Origin of the sequence: Streptococcus suis, from assembly GCA_024583055.1 — a bacterium.
Classification (GTDB): domain Bacteria; phylum Bacillota; class Bacilli; order Lactobacillales; family Streptococcaceae; genus Streptococcus; species Streptococcus suis_V.
This window is the reverse complement of record CP102145.1, coordinates 1,998,638-2,020,527: the sequence shown is the minus strand read 5'-3', so window position 1 is coordinate 2,020,527 and position 21,890 is coordinate 1,998,638. Positions and strand designations below refer to the sequence as shown.

The 21,890-nt window shown below is 44.9% G+C and carries 24 protein-coding genes and 1 pseudogene; 4 read left to right on the top strand and 21 right to left on the bottom strand.

The genetic code is table 11. The features are described from left to right. Nucleotides 1-13: 13 nt before the first annotated feature. The 10 genes from NQZ91_10125 to NQZ91_10080 form a co-directional block, all read right to left on the bottom strand. Nucleotides 14-757 (bottom strand): hypothetical protein, encoded by a 744-nt coding sequence (locus NQZ91_10125; GenBank protein ID UUM57670.1) that lies wholly within the window; start codon nucleotides 755-757, stop codon nucleotides 14-16. Between the two features lie 92 nt (nucleotides 758-849). Then, entirely contained in the window at nucleotides 850-1,773 is a 924-nt protein-coding gene (locus NQZ91_10120; protein ID UUM57669.1) for a YihY/virulence factor BrkB family protein, read from the bottom strand. A 33-nt stretch (nucleotides 1,774-1,806) separates the two neighbouring features. Further along, entirely contained in the window at nucleotides 1,807-2,667 is an 861-nt protein-coding gene (locus NQZ91_10115) for a methionyl aminopeptidase (GenBank protein UUM57668.1), read from the bottom strand. Further along, nucleotides 2,664-3,236, bottom strand: coding sequence for a GNAT family N-acetyltransferase (locus NQZ91_10110; protein UUM58861.1), 573 nt, complete (start codon nucleotides 3,234-3,236; stop codon nucleotides 2,664-2,666). Before NQZ91_10110 ends, NQZ91_10115 begins: the two co-directional genes overlap by 4 nt. A 42-nt stretch (nucleotides 3,237-3,278) precedes the next feature. After that, nucleotides 3,279-4,538, bottom strand: coding sequence for a UDP-N-acetylglucosamine 1-carboxyvinyltransferase (locus NQZ91_10105; protein ID UUM57667.1), 1,260 nt, complete (start codon nucleotides 4,536-4,538; stop codon nucleotides 3,279-3,281). A 119-nt stretch (nucleotides 4,539-4,657) separates the two neighbouring features. Continuing rightward, on the bottom strand, nucleotides 4,658-5,269 hold the full coding sequence (locus NQZ91_10100; GenBank protein UUM57666.1) for an NAD(P)H-dependent oxidoreductase: 612 nt from the start codon (nucleotides 5,267-5,269) through the stop codon (nucleotides 4,658-4,660). Between the two features lie 19 nt (nucleotides 5,270-5,288). Then, the gene (gene metK / locus NQZ91_10095; GenBank protein ID UUM57665.1) at nucleotides 5,289-6,479 is read right to left on the bottom strand and encodes a methionine adenosyltransferase; all 1,191 of its coding nucleotides are present in this window, start codon (nucleotides 6,477-6,479) and stop codon (nucleotides 5,289-5,291) included. A gap of 806 nt (nucleotides 6,480-7,285) precedes the next feature. Further along, on the bottom strand, nucleotides 7,286-7,753 hold the full coding sequence (locus NQZ91_10090) for a cytidine/deoxycytidylate deaminase family protein (protein ID UUM57664.1): 468 nt from the start codon (nucleotides 7,751-7,753) through the stop codon (nucleotides 7,286-7,288). A gap of 12 nt (nucleotides 7,754-7,765) precedes the next feature. Further along, nucleotides 7,766-8,506: a CBS domain-containing protein gene (locus NQZ91_10085; GenBank protein UUM57663.1), complete on the bottom strand. Its 741-nt coding sequence runs from the start codon at nucleotides 8,504-8,506 to the stop codon at nucleotides 7,766-7,768. 1 nt (nucleotide 8,507) lies between these two features. Then, nucleotides 8,508-9,542, bottom strand: a complete 1,035-nt coding sequence (locus tag NQZ91_10080) for a M42 family metallopeptidase (protein ID UUM57662.1) — start codon at nucleotides 9,540-9,542, stop codon at nucleotides 8,508-8,510. 64 nt (nucleotides 9,543-9,606) lie between these two features. On the opposite strand from NQZ91_10080, the gene birA reads away from it, so the two are divergent. Further along, nucleotides 9,607-10,551, top strand: a complete 945-nt coding sequence (gene birA / locus NQZ91_10075; protein UUM57661.1) for a bifunctional biotin--[acetyl-CoA-carboxylase] ligase/biotin operon repressor BirA — start codon at nucleotides 9,607-9,609, stop codon at nucleotides 10,549-10,551. Here the strand turns inward: birA and NQZ91_10070 are convergent. Continuing rightward, nucleotides 10,523-10,717 (bottom strand): DUF3272 domain-containing protein, encoded by a 195-nt coding sequence (locus NQZ91_10070; protein UUM57660.1) that lies wholly within the window; start codon nucleotides 10,715-10,717, stop codon nucleotides 10,523-10,525. The two genes, birA and NQZ91_10070, sit on opposite strands and share 29 nt — an antisense overlap. Before the next feature lie 414 nt (nucleotides 10,718-11,131). Here NQZ91_10070 and NQZ91_10065 point away from each other — a divergent pair. Then, nucleotides 11,132-11,401, top strand: a pseudogene (locus NQZ91_10065) (DUF4300 family protein). Between the two features lie 74 nt (nucleotides 11,402-11,475). On the opposite strand, the gene dnaX reads toward NQZ91_10065, so the two are convergent. From dnaX to udk, 5 genes are all read right to left on the bottom strand, one after another. Further along, complete coding sequence (gene dnaX, locus NQZ91_10060; GenBank protein ID UUM57659.1) at nucleotides 11,476-13,143, bottom strand: DNA polymerase III subunit gamma/tau; 1,668 nt, start codon at nucleotides 13,141-13,143, stop codon at nucleotides 11,476-11,478. Beyond that, nucleotides 13,143-13,640 carry a GAF domain-containing protein gene (locus NQZ91_10055; GenBank protein UUM57658.1) on the bottom strand — a complete coding sequence of 166 codons (498 nt, stop codon included), beginning with the start codon at nucleotides 13,638-13,640 and terminating at the stop codon, nucleotides 13,143-13,145. Before NQZ91_10055 ends, dnaX begins: the two co-directional genes overlap by 1 nt. 65 nt (nucleotides 13,641-13,705) lie before the next feature. Continuing rightward, nucleotides 13,706-13,975 (bottom strand): DUF1294 domain-containing protein, encoded by a 270-nt coding sequence (locus NQZ91_10050; protein UUM57657.1) that lies wholly within the window; start codon nucleotides 13,973-13,975, stop codon nucleotides 13,706-13,708. Between the two features lie 185 nt (nucleotides 13,976-14,160). Beyond that, nucleotides 14,161-14,700 carry a PadR family transcriptional regulator gene (locus NQZ91_10045; GenBank protein UUM57656.1) on the bottom strand — a complete coding sequence of 180 codons (540 nt, stop codon included), beginning with the start codon at nucleotides 14,698-14,700 and terminating at the stop codon, nucleotides 14,161-14,163. A 1-nt stretch (nucleotide 14,701) separates the two neighbouring features. Further along, nucleotides 14,702-15,331 carry a uridine kinase gene (gene udk / locus NQZ91_10040; protein ID UUM57655.1) on the bottom strand — a complete coding sequence of 210 codons (630 nt, stop codon included), beginning with the start codon at nucleotides 15,329-15,331 and terminating at the stop codon, nucleotides 14,702-14,704. Between the two features lie 82 nt (nucleotides 15,332-15,413). Here udk and NQZ91_10035 point away from each other — a divergent pair, with 82 nt between their 5' ends. Both NQZ91_10035 and NQZ91_10030 read left to right on the top strand, forming a co-directional pair. Beyond that, complete coding sequence (locus NQZ91_10035) at nucleotides 15,414-16,394, top strand: Gfo/Idh/MocA family oxidoreductase (GenBank protein ID UUM57654.1); 981 nt, start codon at nucleotides 15,414-15,416, stop codon at nucleotides 16,392-16,394. Next, nucleotides 16,391-17,473: a DEAD/DEAH box helicase gene (locus tag NQZ91_10030; GenBank protein UUM57653.1), complete on the top strand. Its 1,083-nt coding sequence runs from the start codon at nucleotides 16,391-16,393 to the stop codon at nucleotides 17,471-17,473. The genes NQZ91_10035 and NQZ91_10030 overlap by 4 nt, the downstream gene beginning before the upstream one ends. Nucleotides 17,474-17,667: 194 nt before the next feature. Here the strand turns inward: NQZ91_10030 and NQZ91_10025 are convergent, their stop codons facing one another. From NQZ91_10025 to NQZ91_10005, 5 genes are all read right to left on the bottom strand, one after another. Further along, complete coding sequence (locus NQZ91_10025; GenBank protein ID UUM57652.1) at nucleotides 17,668-19,044, bottom strand: PTS transporter subunit EIIC; 1,377 nt, start codon at nucleotides 19,042-19,044, stop codon at nucleotides 17,668-17,670. A gap of 158 nt (nucleotides 19,045-19,202) precedes the next feature. After that, on the bottom strand, nucleotides 19,203-19,640 hold the full coding sequence (locus NQZ91_10020; GenBank protein ID UUM57651.1) for a DUF3284 domain-containing protein: 438 nt from the start codon (nucleotides 19,638-19,640) through the stop codon (nucleotides 19,203-19,205). A 44-nt stretch (nucleotides 19,641-19,684) separates the two neighbouring features. Beyond that, nucleotides 19,685-20,002: a PTS lactose/cellobiose transporter subunit IIA gene (locus NQZ91_10015; protein ID UUM57650.1), complete on the bottom strand. Its 318-nt coding sequence runs from the start codon at nucleotides 20,000-20,002 to the stop codon at nucleotides 19,685-19,687. 1 nt (nucleotide 20,003) lies between these two features. After that, nucleotides 20,004-20,315: a PTS sugar transporter subunit IIB gene (locus NQZ91_10010; protein ID UUM57649.1), complete on the bottom strand. Its 312-nt coding sequence runs from the start codon at nucleotides 20,313-20,315 to the stop codon at nucleotides 20,004-20,006. 200 nt (nucleotides 20,316-20,515) lie between these two features. Continuing rightward, entirely contained in the window at nucleotides 20,516-21,808 is a 1,293-nt protein-coding gene (locus tag NQZ91_10005; protein UUM57648.1) for an IS110 family transposase, read from the bottom strand. Between the last annotated feature and the right edge of the window lie 82 nt (nucleotides 21,809-21,890).

Here is a 21,890-nt window from a genome sequence, read left to right as displayed (position 1 = left end):
TTAAGTATCTAATTTATACATTCAAAAACTCTTCAAAAGTCAAAACAGCAATGAGCTTGGGTTGGTTGCTCCCATCCGGCTTGAATACCAGGGTCGTCCCTGCTGGAATATAGTAGCCATAGGCCTTGTCAAACTTGCCCTGGTGGGTAAATAAAATCGTTGATTTTCCAGCTTCAGGGACTTGAATGGTCCGATTCCGCAAGTTTTGTAAAGATTGCTCCAATTCCTGATCGTCAGAAAAATTCAAGGACCCTGTCAAATCTCGATTGATTTCCAAATTATCCCCAAATGCAGCCTGGGCATGCTGCCAGACGAAGTAATATTCAGAAGTAAGGATATGGTCAGCTTCTACCCCTAAATCCCGGTATTTTTGCCCATAAAGTCCCATCTTTTCTACGCTAGAATCAGAAATCCGCTGACCATCATCGATAACCTGACCTTGTAGATTCTCCGGAACTGCTGTCCGCTCTCCGCCAGCCCCTGTATAGCGAAAAACAAAAACATAGCCTCCGTCTGACAGATTCTGACCCAAATTTGCAGGATTGACTACACTCGCAATATCCAAGGGTGTGGGATCAGCCTCTAATGCTTGCTTTGAAGGCAATTGACTAGAAGTTTCAGCTGTTCCACTGCTTGAAGTCCCAGTAACAGCAGCTTCAGAATCTGATGATTGTGCAGAATTCTGACCTTGACTAAGCCCGCAGGCTACAAGAATCAAACTGAACAAGGATAAAAATAAAATTCGGCTAAATTTCATATCACCCTCCTGTATCCAACTTTTTTATAACTATATCACTAATTATTCATAAAATCCAGAAAAACGCACCAAAAAAGACCAACTCTCGCTGGTCATGTACTCTGCTTTCTTGTAAAAAATCTTTTCAGGGCCTTCCAGGTTTCTTTCATATCTCCCGACCGCTGTTCAAATTCGCCCTCCTGTCTGCTCTGGACAGTGGCATTGAGAACTGCTCCCACTATGAGAAGATGGCTCAAGAGAATGAACCAAATCATAACAACCAGAAAGACCAAACTAGTCACCAGGCGGACATCGACCATCTTATCTGCCGAACGCTGAACATAGGTCGCCAACATATTCCCCAGACCAATAAAGACTCCCAGAACAAAAGCAGGTCCTGGCAAAACATAGCGTAGCTTGGGAATTTTTACGTTGGGTAAAACATAGTAAAACATAATCAAACTAACCGCCAGGGCTAGATAAGCAATCCACTGGACCTGGCTAAAAATCCCCAGCAACCAATCATTGTCAATACCCAGATTGGACCGGATAAATTGGACAATGGCTTGGCCAAAGGTCAAGAGCGTAATGGACAAAATGAGAATGGTTTGGAGACCAAGCCCCATCAAGACACCTACAATCCGTGCAAGAATCACATTGCGGTGGTCTGTGACACCGTAGGCCTTGTTGACCGCCTTTTGTAAAATCATCATGCTCTTAGAGACCGTCCAGAGTGTTGTCATAATTGAAATTCCCAACCAAGAGGAGGAACGTTGGGTCAGGAGCAACCGCACCGTTGGCAAAACTGTCCCAGAAAACTGACTTGGAATAAATTCTTTGAGAATGGCCAGGATTTCTTCCACATCAAAGGGAAAGTAGGGCAGAAGATTAGCCAGAGTCAGCAAAATGGGAAAGCCTGAAATCAGCAAATAATAGGCCACTGCCACGCTGGTCAAATCCACCTCTGCTGATCGATAAAAAGCAAAGAAGGACCCGAAAAAGGACTTGACCTTCTCAAAAAGTGTTTCCTCCTTCATCTTCTCTCCTCCTTTTTTATGGCATAAGTCTGTTTAATAAGTTCCCTCTTCGCCTTGACTGGTCAAGATAACAGGACCATTTTTGGTGATGACAAATTGGTGCTCGTATTGGCAAGATAAACCGCCATCCAAAGTTTTATGAGCCCAACCTGTTTTCATATCGGTGTCAATTTCCCAAGTACCTGTATTGATCATAGGTTCGATGGTCAAGACCATACCTTCGCGTAAACGGAGACCACGGCCTTTAATTCCGTAGTGAGGCACCATTGGTTCTTCGTGGAAGGTTGGACCAACCCCGTGACCAACCAAGTCACGGACTACACCGTAGCCGAGACTTTCGGCATATTCTTGAATCGCCGCGCCAATATCACCAATCCGATTGCCTACAACAGCCTGCTCCATTCCACGATAGAGACATTCTTTAGTCACTTCCATCAGCTTGGTCACTTCTTCGGACACCTGACCAACTGCGTAAGCCCAGCAAGAATCCGCCACACCACCGCGATAGCTTTGGGTGATTTTCTTCATGGCTGCTACATCGTTAAAATTGAGTTTTGACACATCGATAACTGATTTGTCCAATGGCTCACTCAGAACCATGTCCACCTTGAGCAAATCGCCTTCTTTGAGTTTGTAATGACGCGGAAAGGCATGAGCCACCTCGTCATTAAGACCACAACAAGTGGCATAAGGATAGTCCATGATTTCGCCATCTACACCGATTTGAAGGGGCAAAACATTCTTTTCCTTACAAGTCTTTCGGACATATTCTTCTACTTCCCACATGTCTACGCCCGGCTTAATCAGCTCACGCAATCCGATATGCACTCCAGCCAAGACGTCTCCTGCACGATTCATGGCATCAATTTCACGCTGTGATTTAATGGTAATCATTGGTTCTCCTCATTGATTTCTAATCTAAAGTCTGCTTTTTTCAAGCTAAATTTCAGGTAGTCCCGCGTCTTGTGACTATAACGGTCACTCCCGCGATAGTGGTCAACCTGCACAAAGCCAGCATTTCTGGCCACAGCCTGACTAGCAGCATTTTCCAGATGGGTGATGATGGTCAGCTCACGCAAGCCCAATTCATAAAAGGCCAAAAAGACCAGGTTGCGCACGGCCTCCGTCATCAGACCCTGCCTCCATTTTTCTTTTTTAAGGAAATAGCTGAGCTCCGCAGTCAGCTTGCTCTCGTCCATTTTTTCAAAACAGAGCGCACCGATTAGCTGCTGGGAAACCTTGTCCACCAAAGCCCAGTTTCCCAAGGGTTGGCGCATAAATTTCTCCACCATGGTCGCTACTGCCAAGTTCTTGTCGGGCAAAGCCGGAAAAATGAAAGGCATCTTTTCTGGCTTAGAAACCATCTGGTAAAAATCATCCCCATCTTCGTAGCGAAAAGGCCGTAAGATGAGGCGTTCTGTTTCAAATCTGGCAGTCGCTGCCAAGCCCATCCATATAGTCATCATCTATCTTGAGAGGCTGGAATGACTTCCAGCCTCCTTCTTTTATTCTTCTACTAGCTGGATGTCCGCACCCAGTTCTGTTAGTTTTTCGATAATATTGGAATAGCCCCGAAGGATAAATTCAATATTGGTGATTTCTGTCCGCCCTTGTGCCATCAAACCAGCGATGACCATGGCCGCACCTGCACGTAAATCCGTTGCTTTAACAGGCGCTCCAACCAAATTGTTTGGACCTTCAAAGGCAATGTGATTGCTGCGGGTCATGATTTTGGCACCCATATTTGACAATTCCTGAACATGTCCGACACGTTTTTCATAGATTGTATCGGTAATTGTCCCAGTCCCCTCTGCCTTGAGCAAGAGTGGGGTAATGGGTTGCTGCAAATCCGTCGCAAAGCCTGGGTAAGGCGCTGTTTTTATGCTGACTGCCTTAAGCTGCTCCTGTTTTTCAACAAAGATGCTATCCTCAGAAACAGTCATCCTAACGCCCATTTCCTCCAATTTGGCAATGAAACTTTCCAAGTGTTCGTAGAGCACATTGTCAATGCGGATACCTTCCCCAACTGCTGCTGCAAGTGCGATATAGGAACCTGCTTCAATCCGGTCAGGAATGACTTGGTGACGGGTACCATTCAAACGGTCAACACCTTCGATGGTAATGATGTCTGTACCAGCACCGCGAATATGGGCTCCCATGTTGTTCAAAAGAGTTGCTACGTCAATGATTTCTGGCTCACGCGCCGCATTTTCGATAACTGTCCGCCCTTCAGCCTTGACAGCCGCCAAAATGGTATTGATAGTCGCGCCAACACTGACAACATCCATAAAGATATGAGCCCCACGGATACGAGAACCATCCGTCGCCAAACGCATATACTCGCCCTCGTAGGTCGTTTCAGCGCCCATAGCAGCAAATGCTTTCAGATGCAAATCAATGGGACGAGGCCCCAGGTCACAACCACCTGGTAGACCGACCACTGCCCGTCCAAAACGACCTAACAGCGAACCGTAGAAATAATAAGAGGCCCGCAGACTATTGATTTTCCCGAAAGGCATGGGCATATCTTGCACACCACGCGGGTCAATCTCAAGAGTTTCGCCGTCACGTTTGACCGTTGCCCCCATAGTCTCCATAATATCAATCAAACTATCTACATCGGAAATAGCTGGCACACCATCCAGAGTTACAATCCCATCCGATAAAATAATGGCTGGAATCAATGCTACAACAGAGTTCTTAGCACCACTGACTGTAACAGTCCCTTTTAAAGGTTTCCCACCTTGAATTACAATTTTTCTCATACTAGAATTTCTCATTTCTAACTTTGCCCAAAAAGGCATACGTTTTATTTTACCACAAGCTTAGTGAAAATGCTAGTTATTTGAAATGAAAAGGGTAGCCCTTGCAGGCCCCCTTTGCTTTAATCGAATATTCTCTGGATACGCTCTTCTGCATCTTGCAAGTAGACTTCCAATTCATCCCGTGTCAAATAAGGCACACGGCCATAAAAAACATGGCCAAGAACTTGGGCGTCATTGCTATTGAAGAGCCAATCAGAGGTCAAAAACTTCATGGCTTGGTCAATCGGTGTCAAGCTGCCATCTGTATTCTGCGGTTGCCCTGTTGGAGTAAAGAACATGGCTTTTTTCGTGGAAAATAGCTGGCGCGGTTCATCGGATTCAAAGCTGTAGGCAAATCCATGCTGAAAAACACGGTCAACGTAGCCTTTCATGATAGCCGGCATCCCATTCCACCAAGACGGAAAAATGTAAACCAGCAAATCACTCTCCGCAATCAAGTCCATCTCAACTTGAACATCAGCTGGATAGGCAGCTGCATCGCGAACAAACTGACCATTTTTAATATGGATGGCATCCTCTCCACGCAATACAGGATCAAAACCCAGAGCATACAAATCACGTACAGTCACTTCTATCCCATTTTTTCGTAAAGCCTGCTCAACCCGCGCCACCAAGGCATGGGTAAAACTTTCTTTTCGAGGATGGGCAAATACAATCAGGGCTTTTTTCATCACAAGACCTCCCTATCAACTAGGCCAAGGCCTCTTTCAAAGCATCCACCTTATCCAGTCGTTCCCACGGAAGATCAATGTCTGTCCGTCCCATGTGTCCATAAGCCGCCGTCTGCTTATAAATCGGACGCTTGAGGTCTAACATTTGGATAATTCCCGCTGGGCGCAGGTCGAAAATCTGACGCACAGCTGCCTCTAATTTGCTTTCAGAAACAATGCTGGTGCCAAAGGCATCAATACGGACAGAAACAGGCTGGGCCACACCGATAGCATAGGCTAGCTGGACTTCTGCCTTCTTGGCAAATCCTGCCGCGACAATATTTTTGGCAATATAACGGGCTGCATAGGATGCTGAACGGTCAACCTTGGTCGCATCTTTACCAGAAAAGGCACCCCCACCATGACGAGCATAACCACCATAGGTATCCACAATGATTTTACGACCAGTCAAACCAGAGTCACCTTGCGGACCACCGATCACAAAGCGCCCTGTAGGATTGATAAAGAACTTAGTTTGATCATCCAGATAATTTGCCGGAATAATCGCTTTAACGACCTGCTCAATCACATCTTGACGAATTTGTTCTTGACTGATTTCTGGGTCGTGCTGGGTCGAAATAACTACTGTATCAACACGAACAGGCTGATTATTTTCATCATACTCAACAGTTACTTGAGACTTGGCATCTGGACGAAGATAAGCAATTTCGCCTGATTTTCTCAACTCTGCCAAGCGACGAACCAACTGATGACTCAGTGAAATTGGCAAAGGCATGAGTTCCGGCGTTTCATCTACCGCAAAACCAAACATGAGCCCTTGGTCACCTGCCCCAATCAAATCGAGTGGATCTTGACTGGCATCTTGACGTGCCTCCAAGGCTTCATTAACCCCTTGCGCAATATCCGGTGATTGCTCCACCAATGACGGGTGCACCCCGACTGATTCTGCAGCAAAACCGTATTCGCCCTTGGTATAGCCAATCTCAGCAATGGTATCACGCACCACGCGGTTAATGTCCACATAGGCTGTGGTCGAAATTTCGCCAAACACATGGACAGAACCTGTGTAAACGGCTGTCTCTGCTGCCACGTGGGCATCTGGATCCTGGGCTAAAATAGCATCCAAAATAGCATCTGAAATCTGGTCAGCAATCTTATCCGGATGCCCCTCCGAAACTGACTCAGACGTAAACAACTTACGTTCTGACATAAAAATGTCCCCCTTTTAAATAAATCTTGTTTGCTAAAAATTTCTGTTTTCCGATAGTTTCCTGAAGTGGTGCAGGCCGAAAGCGATCTCCTGCGGAGTTCTATTTCTTTTTGGCAAACCTAAGTCTTGCCAAGCCCTAGTCATAGAATGTAAACATTCTATGACTTTCACCACGGCGGAAACTATCCCCTTGCGACTTCGTCGCATATTCAACGAAATTTTCTTAGCGGGTTACGACACGAATCCGAGAAAATCGATATTATTTTCTTGGAAAAGTTAGTAAGCCGCTTAGGAAGACCGCAGGATAGTGGCTTCCGTAGAAAATACGGAGCTTGCGACAGAAATTTTCTTAGCGGGTTAAAAAGTTACAAAGAACCAGTCGTAAACGACTGGTTCTTTGCGAGATTTCTTTGAAATCGAGCAAGGAAGATGATTTACATTGCTACAAATCATTAACCAGTGTTCAGACTGCCTTTTCGGGACTTAATAACCCCTCTAGTATAGCACATTTCTTACCAAAACGTGACCTTTTTAACAAATAAATCGAAAAAAAGAGTTGCATCCTTACAACTCTCAGAACGTAGACAGACTATACTCTAAATAAATAAACTGAGTAGCTCTGCTAAGAAAAAATTAAATTTGATTTATTTTGCGAGCTGAGCGAGTCTAAACCGAGACTTTCCGCTGTGCTTAGACAGTCTGGGAGACTGTTTGAGGAGTAAACCCAGAAACAAGAAAGTTTACTACCGTCCGACATCACCTCAGGAAAGTCCGAAAGGAGACTTTGTCTACAAACTCTTCCTCTTCTATATAAATTCTGCATCTTGAATGGCCTGTTTGACGTCTTCTAATGGCAGATGAACCAGTTCACAGCCCTTCTCCTTGTAGAGATAGTGGGCATAGTCGTCCATACGGTACTCATTGATATAAACCACTCGTTTGCAGCCCACTTGCAGGAGCTGTTTGGAGCAATTCAGGCAGGGGAAATGTGTCACATAGGCAGTAAATCCTTTGGGGATACCTCGCTCTGCTCCTTGCAAAATCGCATTGACTTCTGCGTGGAGGGTTCGGGCACAGTGACCGTCAATCATCAGGCATTCTTGATCCAAACAATGCTCTGTACCAGAAACCGAACCATTATAGCCTGTCGCAATTACTTTATTGTCCTTGACCAAGATCGCACCGACCTTGGCACGCTTGCAGGTAGCACGATTGGCAATCAAAAGCGCCTGCGACGCAAAATATTCATCCCAAGCTAGACGATTTGTTGACATAACTTATCCTTTCTATTCATCCAACAGCCGGTAAATTTCCGCCAAATCCTGCGCCGTGATAATGCCAATCAGATCTTCTGGAGACTGAATATTGCCATGACCTTGGCGACTGACCAAGATGGTCGTCCGCTTGCGGCTTTCAAATTGGCTCATCACTTCATAAAGGCTGGTTTTGGCAGAGACTTGCACCACGCGAATGCTGTCATCTTCACAGGTTAGGACATCCGCTAGGCTGGCCCGTTCCAATTTTTCTCGGATAGAGCCCGTCTCCTTGCTAGCCTTGGCAAGCCAGTTGGTCAATCCCTTGTCCGAAACCAAGCCTTGATAGGTATTTTGAGCGAAGATAGGAAATTTTGAAAAATGCTCCCTGTCCACTACTTCCAAGGCCTTAATCAGCTTGTCAGAGCCTTCAAAGATAACGGGCTTGACTTTCTCAATCTGGCGCAAAAACTTACCAATCGTCATGGGTTCTTGGTACTGGGCGATGACCTTTTCCAAAACCGCAATCAACTCCTGCGAAGGTTGGGCCACCTCCTGCAAATTGGTGCGATTTTCATGGACCAAGAGATTACGGAGCTGACGAGCTACATAGAGCTTGTCCCAGTTGGCCTCGACTGGATTGTGAGGACTGAGTTCCTTGGCCTTGGCAAGCATGGATGCTACGTCGGCGTATTCACCATCTGGAACCTTGCAGACCTTGCGCAAGATTTTATCCAAGTCATTAAAGAGCTGTAAAAAACGTGTTTCACTCATGTTAATCTACCATGTGCGATTTGAGATAGGCATCGACCATACGCTCAGTCGCCTGCACAGAGTCCAAATGGGTACGCTCGTAGGAATGGCTAGACTCAATTCCTGCACCCAGCAGGGCGTGTTTGACATCTGCACCTGCTCGCATAGCCGCAGAAGCATCTGAACCATAGTAAGGATAAATGTCTAATTTGTAAGGAATGTTTTCCTTCTCAGCCAAGGAAACGAGGTGCTGACGCAATTCATAATGATAAGGACCGGAGCCATCTTTGACACAGATAGAAACCGTGTATTCATCCGTCTGCTGGTCGTCTCCCATCGCTCCCATATCAACCGCTAGGTACTCTACAACCTTATCTGGCAGGCTAGAATTAGCACCGTAGCCGATTTCTTCATTATTTGAAAAATAAAAATGGGTGGTGTAAGGCAGGGTGATACCCTCTTCCTTGTAGGTCTTGAGCAGGTTGATGAGAATGGCTGCCGAAACCTTGTCATCCAAATGACGGCTCTTGATAAAGCCAGTCGCTGTAACCACCGTACGCGGATCGAAGGAAATGAAATCTCCGACTTCAATACCCAAAGCGCGCGTCTCATCCGCAGAGCTTACTTTTTCGTCCAGTCGGATTTCCATATTGGTCTGATTGCGCTCAGCGGTATTGGCATCGCGGTAGACATGGACAGAAGTCTGGTGCATGAGAATGGTCCCCGTAAAGACCTTGCCGTTTTTCGCACAGTGAATCAGGCAGTTTTCACCTTCAATAGAAGGGTAGCCAAATCCTCCCACCAAATCCATTTTAATCCGACCGTCTGGTTTAATGGTCCGAACCATTGCTCCGAGTGTGTCTAGATGAGCAGTGACAATGCGGTGTTGTTGGTCACTTTCCCCCAGCACCGAAACCAGAATGCCGCCTTTAGCAGTCTTGGTCGCCTGATAGCCGAAGGACTCGACCTCGCTCTTGATATAGTTCATAATGTCCGTCGTAAAGCCCGTTGGCGAAGGTGTATTGGTTAATTTTACAATATAATCTACTGTTTGCATGGAAACCTCCTGTTTGTAAGACTATTATACCACTTTTAGCCATTTATTTTGCTATAATGAAATCATGAAAACCTATCAAAAAATTTATCTTCTTTTGGTCGAGCGACAGGATTATATCAGCGGTGAAGAAATTGCTCAAGAATTGGGGGTCTCTCGGACTTCGGTTTGGAAAGCTATCCGCCAGCTGGAAATGCATGGATTGACCATCGAGGCTGCCCGCAATCGAGGTTACAAGCTGGTGGAAGGCGATTTGCTCTTGCCGGATGTGATTGCTGAGACCTTGCAGATTCCTGTCTACATCAAGGCCGATAGCGACTCTACCCAATTGGACGCCAAACAAGGTATCGAAAACGGTCACCCCAGCCCTGCCCTCTATCTGGCTCCCTATCAAAACAAGGCCAAGGGTCGGTTCGGGCGCCCATTTTACACCTCAAAATCCGGTGGCATCTATATGTCTCTCAGACTATCGCCCAATGTTCCCTTCTTGGAATTCAAGCCCTACACCATCTTGGTGGCAGCCGCGGTTGTGAAAGCTATCCAAGAATTGAGCGACTTGGACGTGCAAATCAAGTGGGTTAATGATATTTATCTGGGCAAGAAAAAAGTCGCTGGCATCCTGACCGAAGCCATTTCTTCCATGGAAAGTCAGACCATTACAGACGTCATCATCGGCGTTGGCATCAATGTGCATATTGATGATTTTCCAAAAGAGTTGAAAGAAACAGCAGGAAATCTCTTTGAGGACCACCCCCCCTTTACCCGCAATCAACTCATCACAGCCATCTGGCAGGCCTTCTTCCACACAGATGAACGGGAATTGATTGCCCTCTATAAAGAAAAATCACTTGTCGTAGGCCAACAAGTGAGCTTTGTCGAAAATAATGTGACTTTCAAGGGCACAGCCATCGCCGTTACCGATACTGGAAACCTGGTCATTCAACTGGACAATGGCAAGGCCAAAATGATTTCTAGCGGAGAAATCAGCCTTTCTTCTTGGACGGACCATTAAAGAGGCGTATGAATTGCGTAACCTTATAGGCAAAATGAAGGTTGCGGATGACGATAAAGGCATAGATGCCCGCAATCAAAAAATCCCCAGCCAAAATCGAGGCATTCATAAAATAAGTCGCTAAAATCGTAGTCAATGCTAAAAATAGAAAATGTGATAGTCTCATACAATAGATTATAGCAAAAAATTCAGCCAATGGCTGATTTTTGTGTCACAAACATCTTTCATGTCAAAAATCTCCAATTTGCACAGCCAGACATTGAATTTTTAATATCTGTCTTGCTAAAAATAGCCAAATGAACTATGCTAGAAGAAGTTTTCAGGCAGGAAAGCAATGTAAAAAAATTCTTGCACTTATGCTTACAAGTTTTCTAATCTTGGCTGGATGCCAAACCATTCTATCGTCTGAGCCACAAGTATCCAATCTGGTGGATAAGTCCAGTCTAACCGATGTCAAAAAAACGGCTTGAAGCAACCTTGCCAGAAGAGGATGTCAACCAATTTTTATAGCGCTATTCCAACCTAGGCAACAAAAGATGTCACGGTTCATGCCCAAAAAATGTAAGAACATCTATCCACCATTTCATTTTCAGATAAGGCCAAAATGGTATCCGTCGTTATGCACGATGATTTGGACGGCAATAACCTCTTCATCGGTCACGTGGGTGTCATGGTTGAAGATGAAGAAGGCGCCCTTTTCGTCGAAATACTTTCCTTCCAAGCCTAGAAATTCAAGAACAAGGAGGCTGTCTACTCTTACTTGCTAGACAAGTATGCCGTGGACTACAGCCAAGAAACTGCTCAGCCCTTTATCATGGAAAACGATAAACTTATAAAAACCAAATCGTAAGAAGAAACAAAAATCAATCACGGCAACAAAATGAAAGACTGCCTTGATTGATTTTTTTATATAGCAGAGGAGTTCTAATCCTCCACAATTTCCACTGTGTCTGCCAAGAATCCAAATTCCTCTGGCACTGGGCTTTCTTCTTTCTCAACAGTTTGCACCTTGGCTCCTTTGGCCTTGGCTGAAAATTCCGCCCGAATGGACAACCAATCTTCGTGGGCGATGGCCAAGATTTGCGGTGAAAATCCGGCAGCCTTGCTGAGAATATTGCCAAACATGGTATTGAGATTGTCCCGTTTCATGGTTTGTTCAGCATTAAGCGGGGACTCAAAGGCTAAAATTGCGTGATTTTCATTGGCCGCAACCGGCTGTGAACCGACTAGCAAGGCACGGTCTGCACCGGACAAGCTCTCGATAATCTCGCCCCAAGCATTTTGTAGGCGGGTCAAATTTTCACGCGCCTGAGCTGGATTTTCCATGGCCTCTTGCAAAATAGCATGAACCTTACTGGTGTCTAATTTGTATTTCTTAGGTGCCTGTGGCTTGCGGGAAACCGGCTTGACTTGGACAGGCTGACTAGATAAATTAGCCAATTGTTGCTGCAAATCTGCCACCTGCTGCTGGAGCTTGGTCAATTGCTGGGCCAAATCGTCTGGTAGCTCTGCCATTTTCCAAAAAGATGAACCATCCTCAGCCAAGCGAATGGTCATCATCTCGGCGTAAATCTTGGGCTGGGGACTGGTCTTAATGTCGCTCAAGCCCTTAGTCACCTGCTCAATCATGGCAAAAATCCGCGCTTGAGGCAGGGCCAAATTTTCCGTAAAACCTACGGTTAAGTGCGTATCCTCGCCACCGGTCTGAACCACGAGCATGTCCCGCAGATAATGGAGCAAGTCCGTCGCAAACCGGCTCATGCTCTTGCCTTGGTCGAACAAGGTCTGTAAGTGACTGAGGGCCTCTAGGCTATTTGCTTGACGAAGGCTGGTCACATAATCATCTAGCGCCTTCAAACTGATAGAGCCTGTGATTTCCTCAGCGATAGCCAGGGTGATTTCTTGATTGGGACTGAGACTGAGAGCCTGATCGAGGATTGACAGGGCATCCCGCATCCCACCTTCTGCCCGACGGGCAATGACAGTCAGAGCTTGGCTGTCAAAGGCAAGACCTTCCTTGGTCAAAATTTCCGCCAGATGCCGCTGAATGTCGGTCACCTTGATAGACTTAAATTCAAACCGTTGAACCCGAGACAAAATGGTCGCTGGAATTTTGTGCAACTCCGTCGTTGCAAGGATAAAGACCACATTTTCAGTCGGTTCTTCCAAGGTTTTCAAGAGGGCATTAAAGGCCCCTGTCGACAGCATGTGCACCTCGTCGATGATATAGACCTTATAGGTCGCAAGGCTAGGTGCGTAGGTCGATTTGTCCCGAATATCACGAATTTCATCGACACCATTATTGGATGCCGCGTCAATCTCAATCACATCCTCCAGACTTCCTTCGGTAATAGCCCGACAGATATAGCAGTCATTGCAAGGCTCGCCATTGACTTGGTTGGGACAGTTCATGGCCTTGGCAAAAATTTTAGCAGCAGAGGTTTTTCCTGTTCCCCGAGGGCCTGAGAAAAGGTAGGCATGGCTGATTTTTTCCTGTTCGATGGCCTGCTTAAGCGTGGTCGCCACAACTTCCTGCCCAACCATTTCCTCAAAGGTCTGGCTCCGGTATTTCCGATATAAGGCTTGATACATTAGCGCTTTTCTCCAAACATAGCAAAATTCCAATTTGTCTTGTCCAATAGGAGGGCGACAAATTTCTCAAGGTATTCTTGGTCAATGGCATCATAATCCGCAACAAGTCTGGAATCCAAGTCCAAAACGCCCAAGAGCTGACTGTTTTTCACCATAGGCACCACGATTTCGGACATGGCTGCCGCATCGCAGGAGATGTAGTTAGTGTGGGTCCGGACATCGTCTACGATAATGGTCTGACGTTTCTCTGCCGATTCCCCACAGACACCCTTTCCAAGGGCAATGTGAACGCAGGATACGCCACCCTGAAATGGCCCCAAAATCAATTCCTGCCCATCATACAAGTAAAAACCTGTAAAGACAGATTGAGGCAAAGCTTGATTGAGCAGAGCCGAGGCATTGGACAAATTAGCTAGCGCATTGGTTTCTCCGTCGAGGAGAGCTTCCAATTGAGCCAGCAAGAGTTGATACTGTGCGATTTTTTCTTGATTTTTCATAGAATTATTATAGCACAGAATGAGGAACATTTATAGTTCCAAGTAAAAAAGAAAAAGGCTTGCGCCTACTTCATCACCCACAAGAGGATAGCCAGGTCAATCAGGACCCCAACTGTCCAAGCCAATTTAAAATACCATTTTTGGGTCTTGTGACGGAAACGATTGCCACCTGCCCAGGCACCTAGACCACCGCCCAGGTAAGACATCCAGAGCAGAGTCTTTTCAGAAATCCGATAGGCACCCTTTCTGGCCTTGCCCTTGTCCATACCGTAAGTCAGAAAGACCACCAGGTTCCACACTAACAACAGCATGGCCACAACTTGTTTACTGTCCATTTTTTTCTCTTTCTACTTTCGCTCAATAAAATTCAATCTGGCCGACGGTCAATCCTGCCCAAGCTCTTATTCATCGAGTTGGATTGACATCGAAGATGATTTTCACAGAGCATTACTACTTCAACTTTACCATACTATCCTGATAGAGACAAGAAAAAAACGATTCAGAAAATCTGAACCGTCTTTTAGATATCGTCTAAAGTATCCTGCAACCAATTCAGTTGGGCACGATTTCGAGCAATTGCTCGATTTAGAATCAAGTATCTTCCGAAATTCTCGCGAATCGCTTCCTTATCAGAAAACAGGTGATTTTTCCGATCTTCTAGATGGCGCAAATGCTTGTCAACCAGCTCAATCTGGCCTTCCAATAAAACTGGAATCCGTTTATCATTGCGGTTGCGAATGAAGAACAATTTCAAGGAGAAAATATCTTTCTGCTGTGGTGTGTCTTCATTTGGGACAGACAACCACTCATCTAAGATTTTCATTCCCTCTTCGGTCATCGCATACTGCTTTTCCTTATCGTTACCAGGTACTGGATGACAGGTAATCCATTGGTCGCTGGTCATCCGCTTCAACTCTGGATAGACTTGACTATGGGCTACTTGCCAAAATTCTCCCAAATCACGCTGGACGAACTCTGTTATTTGTTTTCCTGTTACCATACTATCACTGGAAGCCATAATCCCTAAAATGATATTGGGCAACACTCTCTGCTTCGGCATCTTAACCACGCTCTCTCAAAATACTCTCCACCTTGGTATTTATCAAGTCAATAGCCACGACATTGGAAACCCCCTCAGGGATGACAATGTCGGCATAACGTTTGGTTGGCTCGATAAATTGGTGATACATAGGTTTCACTACCGAGGTGTATTGATCAATAATACTATCCAAACTCCGCCCGCGTTCTAACATGTCTCTCTTGATCCGACGAATAATGCGAATGTCATCGTCTGTATCCACAAAAATTTTAATATCCATCAAATCGCGAAGACGCTGATCCTCTAGCACCAAGATTCCTTCTACAATAAAGACATCTTGAGGGTCTTGACGATAGGTTTTGTCAGAACGAGTGTGTTGGGTATAGTCATAAATCGGAATGTCCACTGCTCGACCTGCTAACAGTTCTCCTATATGATAAATCATGAGATCTGTGTCAAAAGCCAGTGGATGGTCGTAATTGGTTAAGATACGTTCTTCAAATGTCAGGTGAGATTGATTCTTATAGTAAGAATCATGTTCAATCATTGAAATTCGTGCATCAGGAAAATTATCCAAGATCGCGCGAGACACACTGGTCTTGCCGCCGCCCGATCCACCTGTTACGCCAATAATAATCGGTTTCTGTGTCATATCAACTCCTTCTCTTATCAATACTATTTTAACACGAAACGTGCTATAATGAAAAGAATAACACATAAAGAAATGAGATTTTATGCTTAAATTTGGAATTATTGGAACTTCATCCATTTCTCATGAATTTATTAAAGCGGCTCAAAAAAGTCAAGCCTATCAACTAAGCGCCGTCCTGTCTAGAAATATCGAGACCGCCAGAAATTTTTCTGCTCCTTATGAAAATGTAATTTTATACACAGGTATGCAAGAGTTTCTGGCATCGAACTTGGACCTGGTTTATATCGCCAGTCCCAATTCCCTTCATTTTGAACAGGCCAAGGCCGTGCTAGAGGCTGGTAAACATGCCATTGTCGAAAAAACCATGGTATCACGGCCTGATGAATTGGCTACGCTGAGACAAATAGCCAAGGAAAAAGGTATCTTTCTCTTTGAAGCGGCCCGTAATTACCAGGAAGAGGCATTTGCCATTATTCGTGACTTCCTGGCTGATCAGACTATTTTGGGTGGCTACTTTGGCTATGCCAAGTATTCATCAAAAATGCCTGAGTTGCTGGCTGACCAGACACCCAATATCTTCTCGACAGATTTTTCAGGTGGGGCCCTCATGGATTTGGGTGTCTATACTCTCTATGCGGCTATCGGCTTGATTGGCACTCCCAAGTCTGCTCGCTACACAGCCCAGCAATTGCCGTCCAGCTTGGATTTGAACGGTAGTGGACAACTCATTTATGATGACTTCTTCGTGACCGTTCAGGCTGGAAAAAATGTGACCAGTGACCTGCCAAGCGAAATCTATACAGCGGATGGTACCTTGGTCCTGGATGGTTGCCAACGGATCAGCTCTGCTATTTTCAAAAAACACGATGGTAGCCAAATTGCCCTGCCTGTCCAAGTAGCTCCGCACCCCATGCTGGAGGAGGCGGTCAACTTTGCTCGGGTCATCAGGGAGCAAAACCATGAACTGGCGGACCAGTGGCTGGATGTGGCCCAGGCCGTCCACCAAACTCTTTACACCATGCGCAAGGACGCAGGAATCACCTTTAAGGCGGATACGATATGAAAACTAACTTCCCAACTAGCTGGCTGGACCAGCTGACACAGGCCGGATTTGAAGACTTCACTCCGGTTCAAACCCAGGCTTTCGAGCCTATCAAAAATGGACAGTCCCTGCTGGCTATCAGCCCAACAGGCACCGGTAAGACCCTGGCCTATCTCTGGCCTAGTTTGCTGGCCTTGACGCCCAAAAAAGCCCAACAATTGCTGATTTTAGCACCAAATACAGAACTAGCTGGACAAATTTTTGATGTCTGCAAGACCTGGTCGGAGACGATCGGCCTCACTGCCCAGCTCTTTATATCTGGCTCCAGTCAAAAGCGCCAGATTGAGCGACTGAAAAAAGGACCTGAAATCCTTATCGGAACGCCCGGTCGGATTTTTGAGCTCATCAAGCTGAAAAAAATCAAGATAATGAATGTTAACACCATTATCCTGGATGAATTTGACCAGCTTTTTAGCGATTCCCAGTACCATTTCGTGGAAAAAATTATCAACTACGTCCCTCGGGACCACCAGTTGGTCTATATGAGTGCGACAGCCAAGTTTAACCGGGAAAAGATTGGTCCTGATGTGCTGACCTTGGACCTTTCCGAGAAGAAATTGGACAATATCCAGCATTGCTACATGATGGTGGACAAGCGAAATCGTCTGGAAGTCCTTCGCAAGTTTGCCAATATCCCTGATTTCCGAGCCCTTGCCTTCTTCAACAGCCTATCGGACCTGGGTGCTAGCGAGGATAAGTTGCTCTACAACGGTGCCAATGCTGTTTCGCTGGCATCTGATGTCAACGTCAAGTTCCGCAAGGTTATCATCAAGCGGTTCAAAAACCATGAAATCAACCTCTTGCTGGCTACAGATATGGTAGCGCGTGGGATTGACATCGATAATCTGGAATGCGTCCTCAACTTCGAGGTTCCCTTTGACCAGGAGGCCTATACCCACCGAGCAGGTCGTACCGGTCGTATGGGCAAGGAGGGTTTGGTTATCACCCTGGTATCCAGCCCAAGCGAGCTCAAACAGTTGAAAAAATACGCCCAAGTGCAAGAAGTCATCCTGAAACAACAGGAATTGTATAAGGTCTAAGAACTAAGCTATAATAAACAGATACTCCCTAGCCAGATTGAAGCTAGGGAGTTTTGATTATTTCCACAGAATGCTGATTAAAATCAGGCTTAATCCTGCAACGATGTTCAGATAGGGATTACCATACAGTGGACTCACTGCAATGAGAAAGAAACCAACCGAGAGCAAAAATGGATGTTTATTTTTCTTAAACATTATTCTGTTCCAGCCTTCACCTTGTTTGCTGAAATAACAAACGGTGTCCAGATCAGGAAGGCAATGAAGAGGTTGAAGAGTGATACAAGGGCTGCCATCACATTACCACCAGTTGCCAAGTAAGCATACAAGCCTGGAGGTGTAATCCATGGAACCGCTAAGAAGACAGGCGGAATCAAGCCCATAGAGGTCGCTAGATAGGCAATTGTTGCACAAACAGGCGGTACAATCAACCATGGAATAACAAAGAGTGGGTTCAGTACCATTGGAATACCAAATGTGATTGGTTCGTTGATATTAAAGATTCCCATTGGTGTTGAAAGACGAGCTACTGTTTTATATTCTTCTCGTTTAGAGAAAATGAAGATGGCAAGGATGAGCGCCAATGTAACCCCTGAACCACCCATTTGAGCGTAGGCATCAAAGGAACCACGAGTCCATAACCATGGTAAGTCTGCCGCGCTTCTTGTCGCTTCATAAACGGCAGTATTCTCATTGAGGGCAACCCCGTAGATACCATCCATAACTGGTGCCAAAACGTTGTGACCATGTAAGCCAAAGAACCAGAAAAGCTGAACCAAGAAGGTGAGCAAAATAACTGAGCCAATACCTTGAGATAGACCCATCAATGGCATCTGGATATAGGTTGAAATCACATCACTCAAGGCTTGACCAGTCGCAGCGTAGACTGCATAAGCCAAGATTGAAGATGCGTAAATAGCTGCTGTACCAGGGATGATGGCTACAAAGGCCTTGTTTACCGCAGGCGGTACTGTATCTGGTAACTTGATAGTAATATTCCGTTTTACCAGGCTGGCATAGACAAATGTTGATAGGAAGCCAATGAAGAGGGCGGTGAAAAGACCGGTAGCTCCCGCATATTTCAAAGCAATGGCTCCCCATTCACTTGTTTCAAGTACAGATGCACCATCATTTGTTGCTATTGTCAGCCCCAAGTCTTTCAAAGCTGTTATAACTGAATTATCTAGTCCATCGAGAGCTGTGGAGATTGTCAAGCTCTGTGGCATAGTAGAAATAAAGGAAGCAAAGGAAATCAAACCACCTGCCAAAGGGTTGACCTTGTGCATATTAGACAAATTGTAGCCCAGGGCAAATGAGAAAACGAGGGCCATTATACCAATGGTACCAAAATAGACATAACCATTGACATTTATCAGTGGTTGCATAGCCTCTGCAAAGCCAGTCCACCCCATATTATTTGGGATGTCCCTCAGAAAAACATTGAGCAAGACTGCTACTGAACCGGCCATGGTAACTGGCATCATAGAAATAAAGGAATCTCGAATCGCAACTAAATGCCTTTGCGAGCCGATTTTCCCAGATATTTCCATAAACTTATCAGAAATATTTGACATAATCTGTCTCCTTTTTATTTTTTTCTTCCGCGTTAAACGGTTTTGTGACAATTTGTAGACAAAGAAAATCAAATCATGATTCATTCCTAAAAATAGTCTTTTGCAGAAAACGTACCTCTATGAAACTAGTGGGCAAATGATTTGATTTCTGAAAAATATTATCCGGCTTCTTGTGTGGCATAACGAACCAAGGCATCTAATTGTGCCTCTGTCTGCCGTTCTAGACTTTTTGCCATCAATTTTTCCATCAGGAAATAATTAGCCTTGGTAAAAAAATCCGCAGCTTCCACTCCATAAGAATACTGAATACTGGTATGTCCCTTATCTACAGGAGTCAATTGATAGGTCATCGTTTCCTTGCCTCGATTAGATGAGAATCGAACAGAATAGAGGGATGGACTGGCCAACTCCAGCAGGGTGACTTGGACACTATGCTGATGTTTCTCGCCAAATCGTTTTTGGTAGGTTAAGCCAGCTACCAAGTCAACTTCCGCCGGCTCCTCACCAGTATTTTGTCGATAATCTTCTTTTAAGGACGTCACTATCGCCTCGAAAAGTCGATCAATAGAAACCGGATAAGTTTTTGTGATTTCCATTCCTCCTCCTTTCTATATACCCACAGATGGCTCTGTAGCATTGTTTAGCTGTCCAATCGTTCGTACAAACTAACAATCTCTTTGGCCATATCAATGAAGGTAATGGCATTCATCAGATGGTCTTGACCATGCACCATGAGCAAGGATACCTCAACAGATTGTCCACCTGCTTCCTGAGCCAATAGACTTGTTTGTGACTTGTGGGCAATATTCAAGGAATCATTAGCCTGTTCAAGCTTTGCATGCGCATCTGCAAATTCGCCTTTTTTAGCAGCCTGAATTGCTTGGACAGCCAAGCCTTTGGCATCACCACCATACATGATTAAACCCATAATGGATTCTAAATTGCCTGAAGAATTCATATTATTCTCCCATTAACTTTAGCGCGGCATCTAAAACATTAGCACCATTCATAACACCATAGTCCATCATATTGATGGAATCCACCTTGATACCTGGCTCAAATTTTCCTTTGTATTCATTCAAGAGGAATTTGACCTGTGGTCCTAATAAGAGAACATCAATTTCCTTTTGAGCCACTTCGGAATCAGCTTCAGAAACAGGAACCGCCCAAATAGTAGCTTCAAGACCTTTTTCCTCTGCTGCTTTTTGCATCTTAGTTACCAACATACTTGTTGACATACCTGCATTACATACTAACATAATGTTTTTCATTATCTTTTCCTCCTATTTCTGTTTTCTACCATTTGTCAAGTCTATCAAGGTATTTGACGAAAAATATTTTGAGTTCAATAGTCAAAATAAGGAAATTGTTTTCTTTTGGACTAAAGTTTAGTGAAAAAAGTGTATACAAAACCAACACCTTATGTTGAAATTTTTTGATAAGGTGTTACAATGATAGAGCATAAACAGTTTTATCGATTTTGGGTTGAAGCGTAATCGTAAAGTTTGTTATGCATAATGAGGTAATACATTGTCCGAATGAGTCGATGTATGGAGGCAATCGTGTGTGGCTTCGTTGAAGTCATTTGCGATTGCCTTTTTCGTTTCTCATAAAAGTCTGCTATATGGCAAGGATTGGTGTGACTAGCTGAAGCGATATTGTGAATGCATTTGAACAGAATCTTTCTAGCATAGGGATTGCCACGCTTGGTAATGTGTTCCTTAGCGATGAAGTTTCCAGATTCATAGTGTCTCAGGTCAATACCGATAAAGGCATTGATTTGATTGGCAGACTGAAAACGGCGAATATCTCCCAGTTCGCCAATAATACTTGTTGCAGTAGTCTCAGCGATACCAGGAATAGAAAGCAGAATGTCATACTCTGGTAAAGGTTGGGCTAGTTCCACCATTTCGTCTAAGACTGCCTGTCTCTGTTCAGAAAGTCTAAGCAATTCTTTTGTATAGTAACGGACCTCTTCCAGCATTGGAGAGGTTTTCTTGACGGCACAATAAGATTGATTAGCTAGTGCTATCAGCTTTTCGGCTAAGTACGCCACACGCTTGTCCGAAATCCGTTTTGAAGTGGATTGACGAATGCTTTCTAAGAGTTTATCCTGGCTTAGCTCAAGCACGAAGTCCTTACAAGGAAAAGCTATAACTAAGTTCCAGTATTGTTCACCAGTTGGTGTTGACAAGATATTTTCCAATTCAGGGAAAGTGACCTGTAAGACCTTGTGCAGGCGGTTTTTAGCCCGAACAATGTCCTCGGTCAGATTCTGATAGAAACGACTGAGATCCCGCAAGTTTTGGTAGACTTCTTCTTGGACATACGTCGATTTACGATTCAGTACAAACTGAGATTGAGCTAGTTTTTCGGCGTCAATTTGATCTGTTTTTCTCACACGCAAGCTATCCAGTTGCTTCTTGGCTTCTAAGGGATTGAGTCGTGTATAAGCGTAGCCATGTTCATCCAGAAAAGATTGAAGACGACGAGAATAGACGCCTGTTGCTTCAAAGATGATTTCTGGCTTGTGGACGGTTCTCAAATCGCCAAGTAGCCGTGAAAAGCCAATGGCATCATTGGACATGGTGTAGTTATGTACCTTCTCGCCATTGACTAGAATGGCTATTTCTGAACTTACCTTACTCACGTCAATCCCAAATACTACTCGCATGATACTACCTCTTTGTCTTGAATGATTCCTTGTTTTAGCGATGTCATTTTCAATACTCGACGTCTGGCGTCCCACATACTTTGATAACATTCTTCCTAAAACAGGTGTCTTGCCAGTTTTTGTCGCGACGTCTAGCGTCAAAAGAACCCTCGACTTAACAAGACACCTCTAC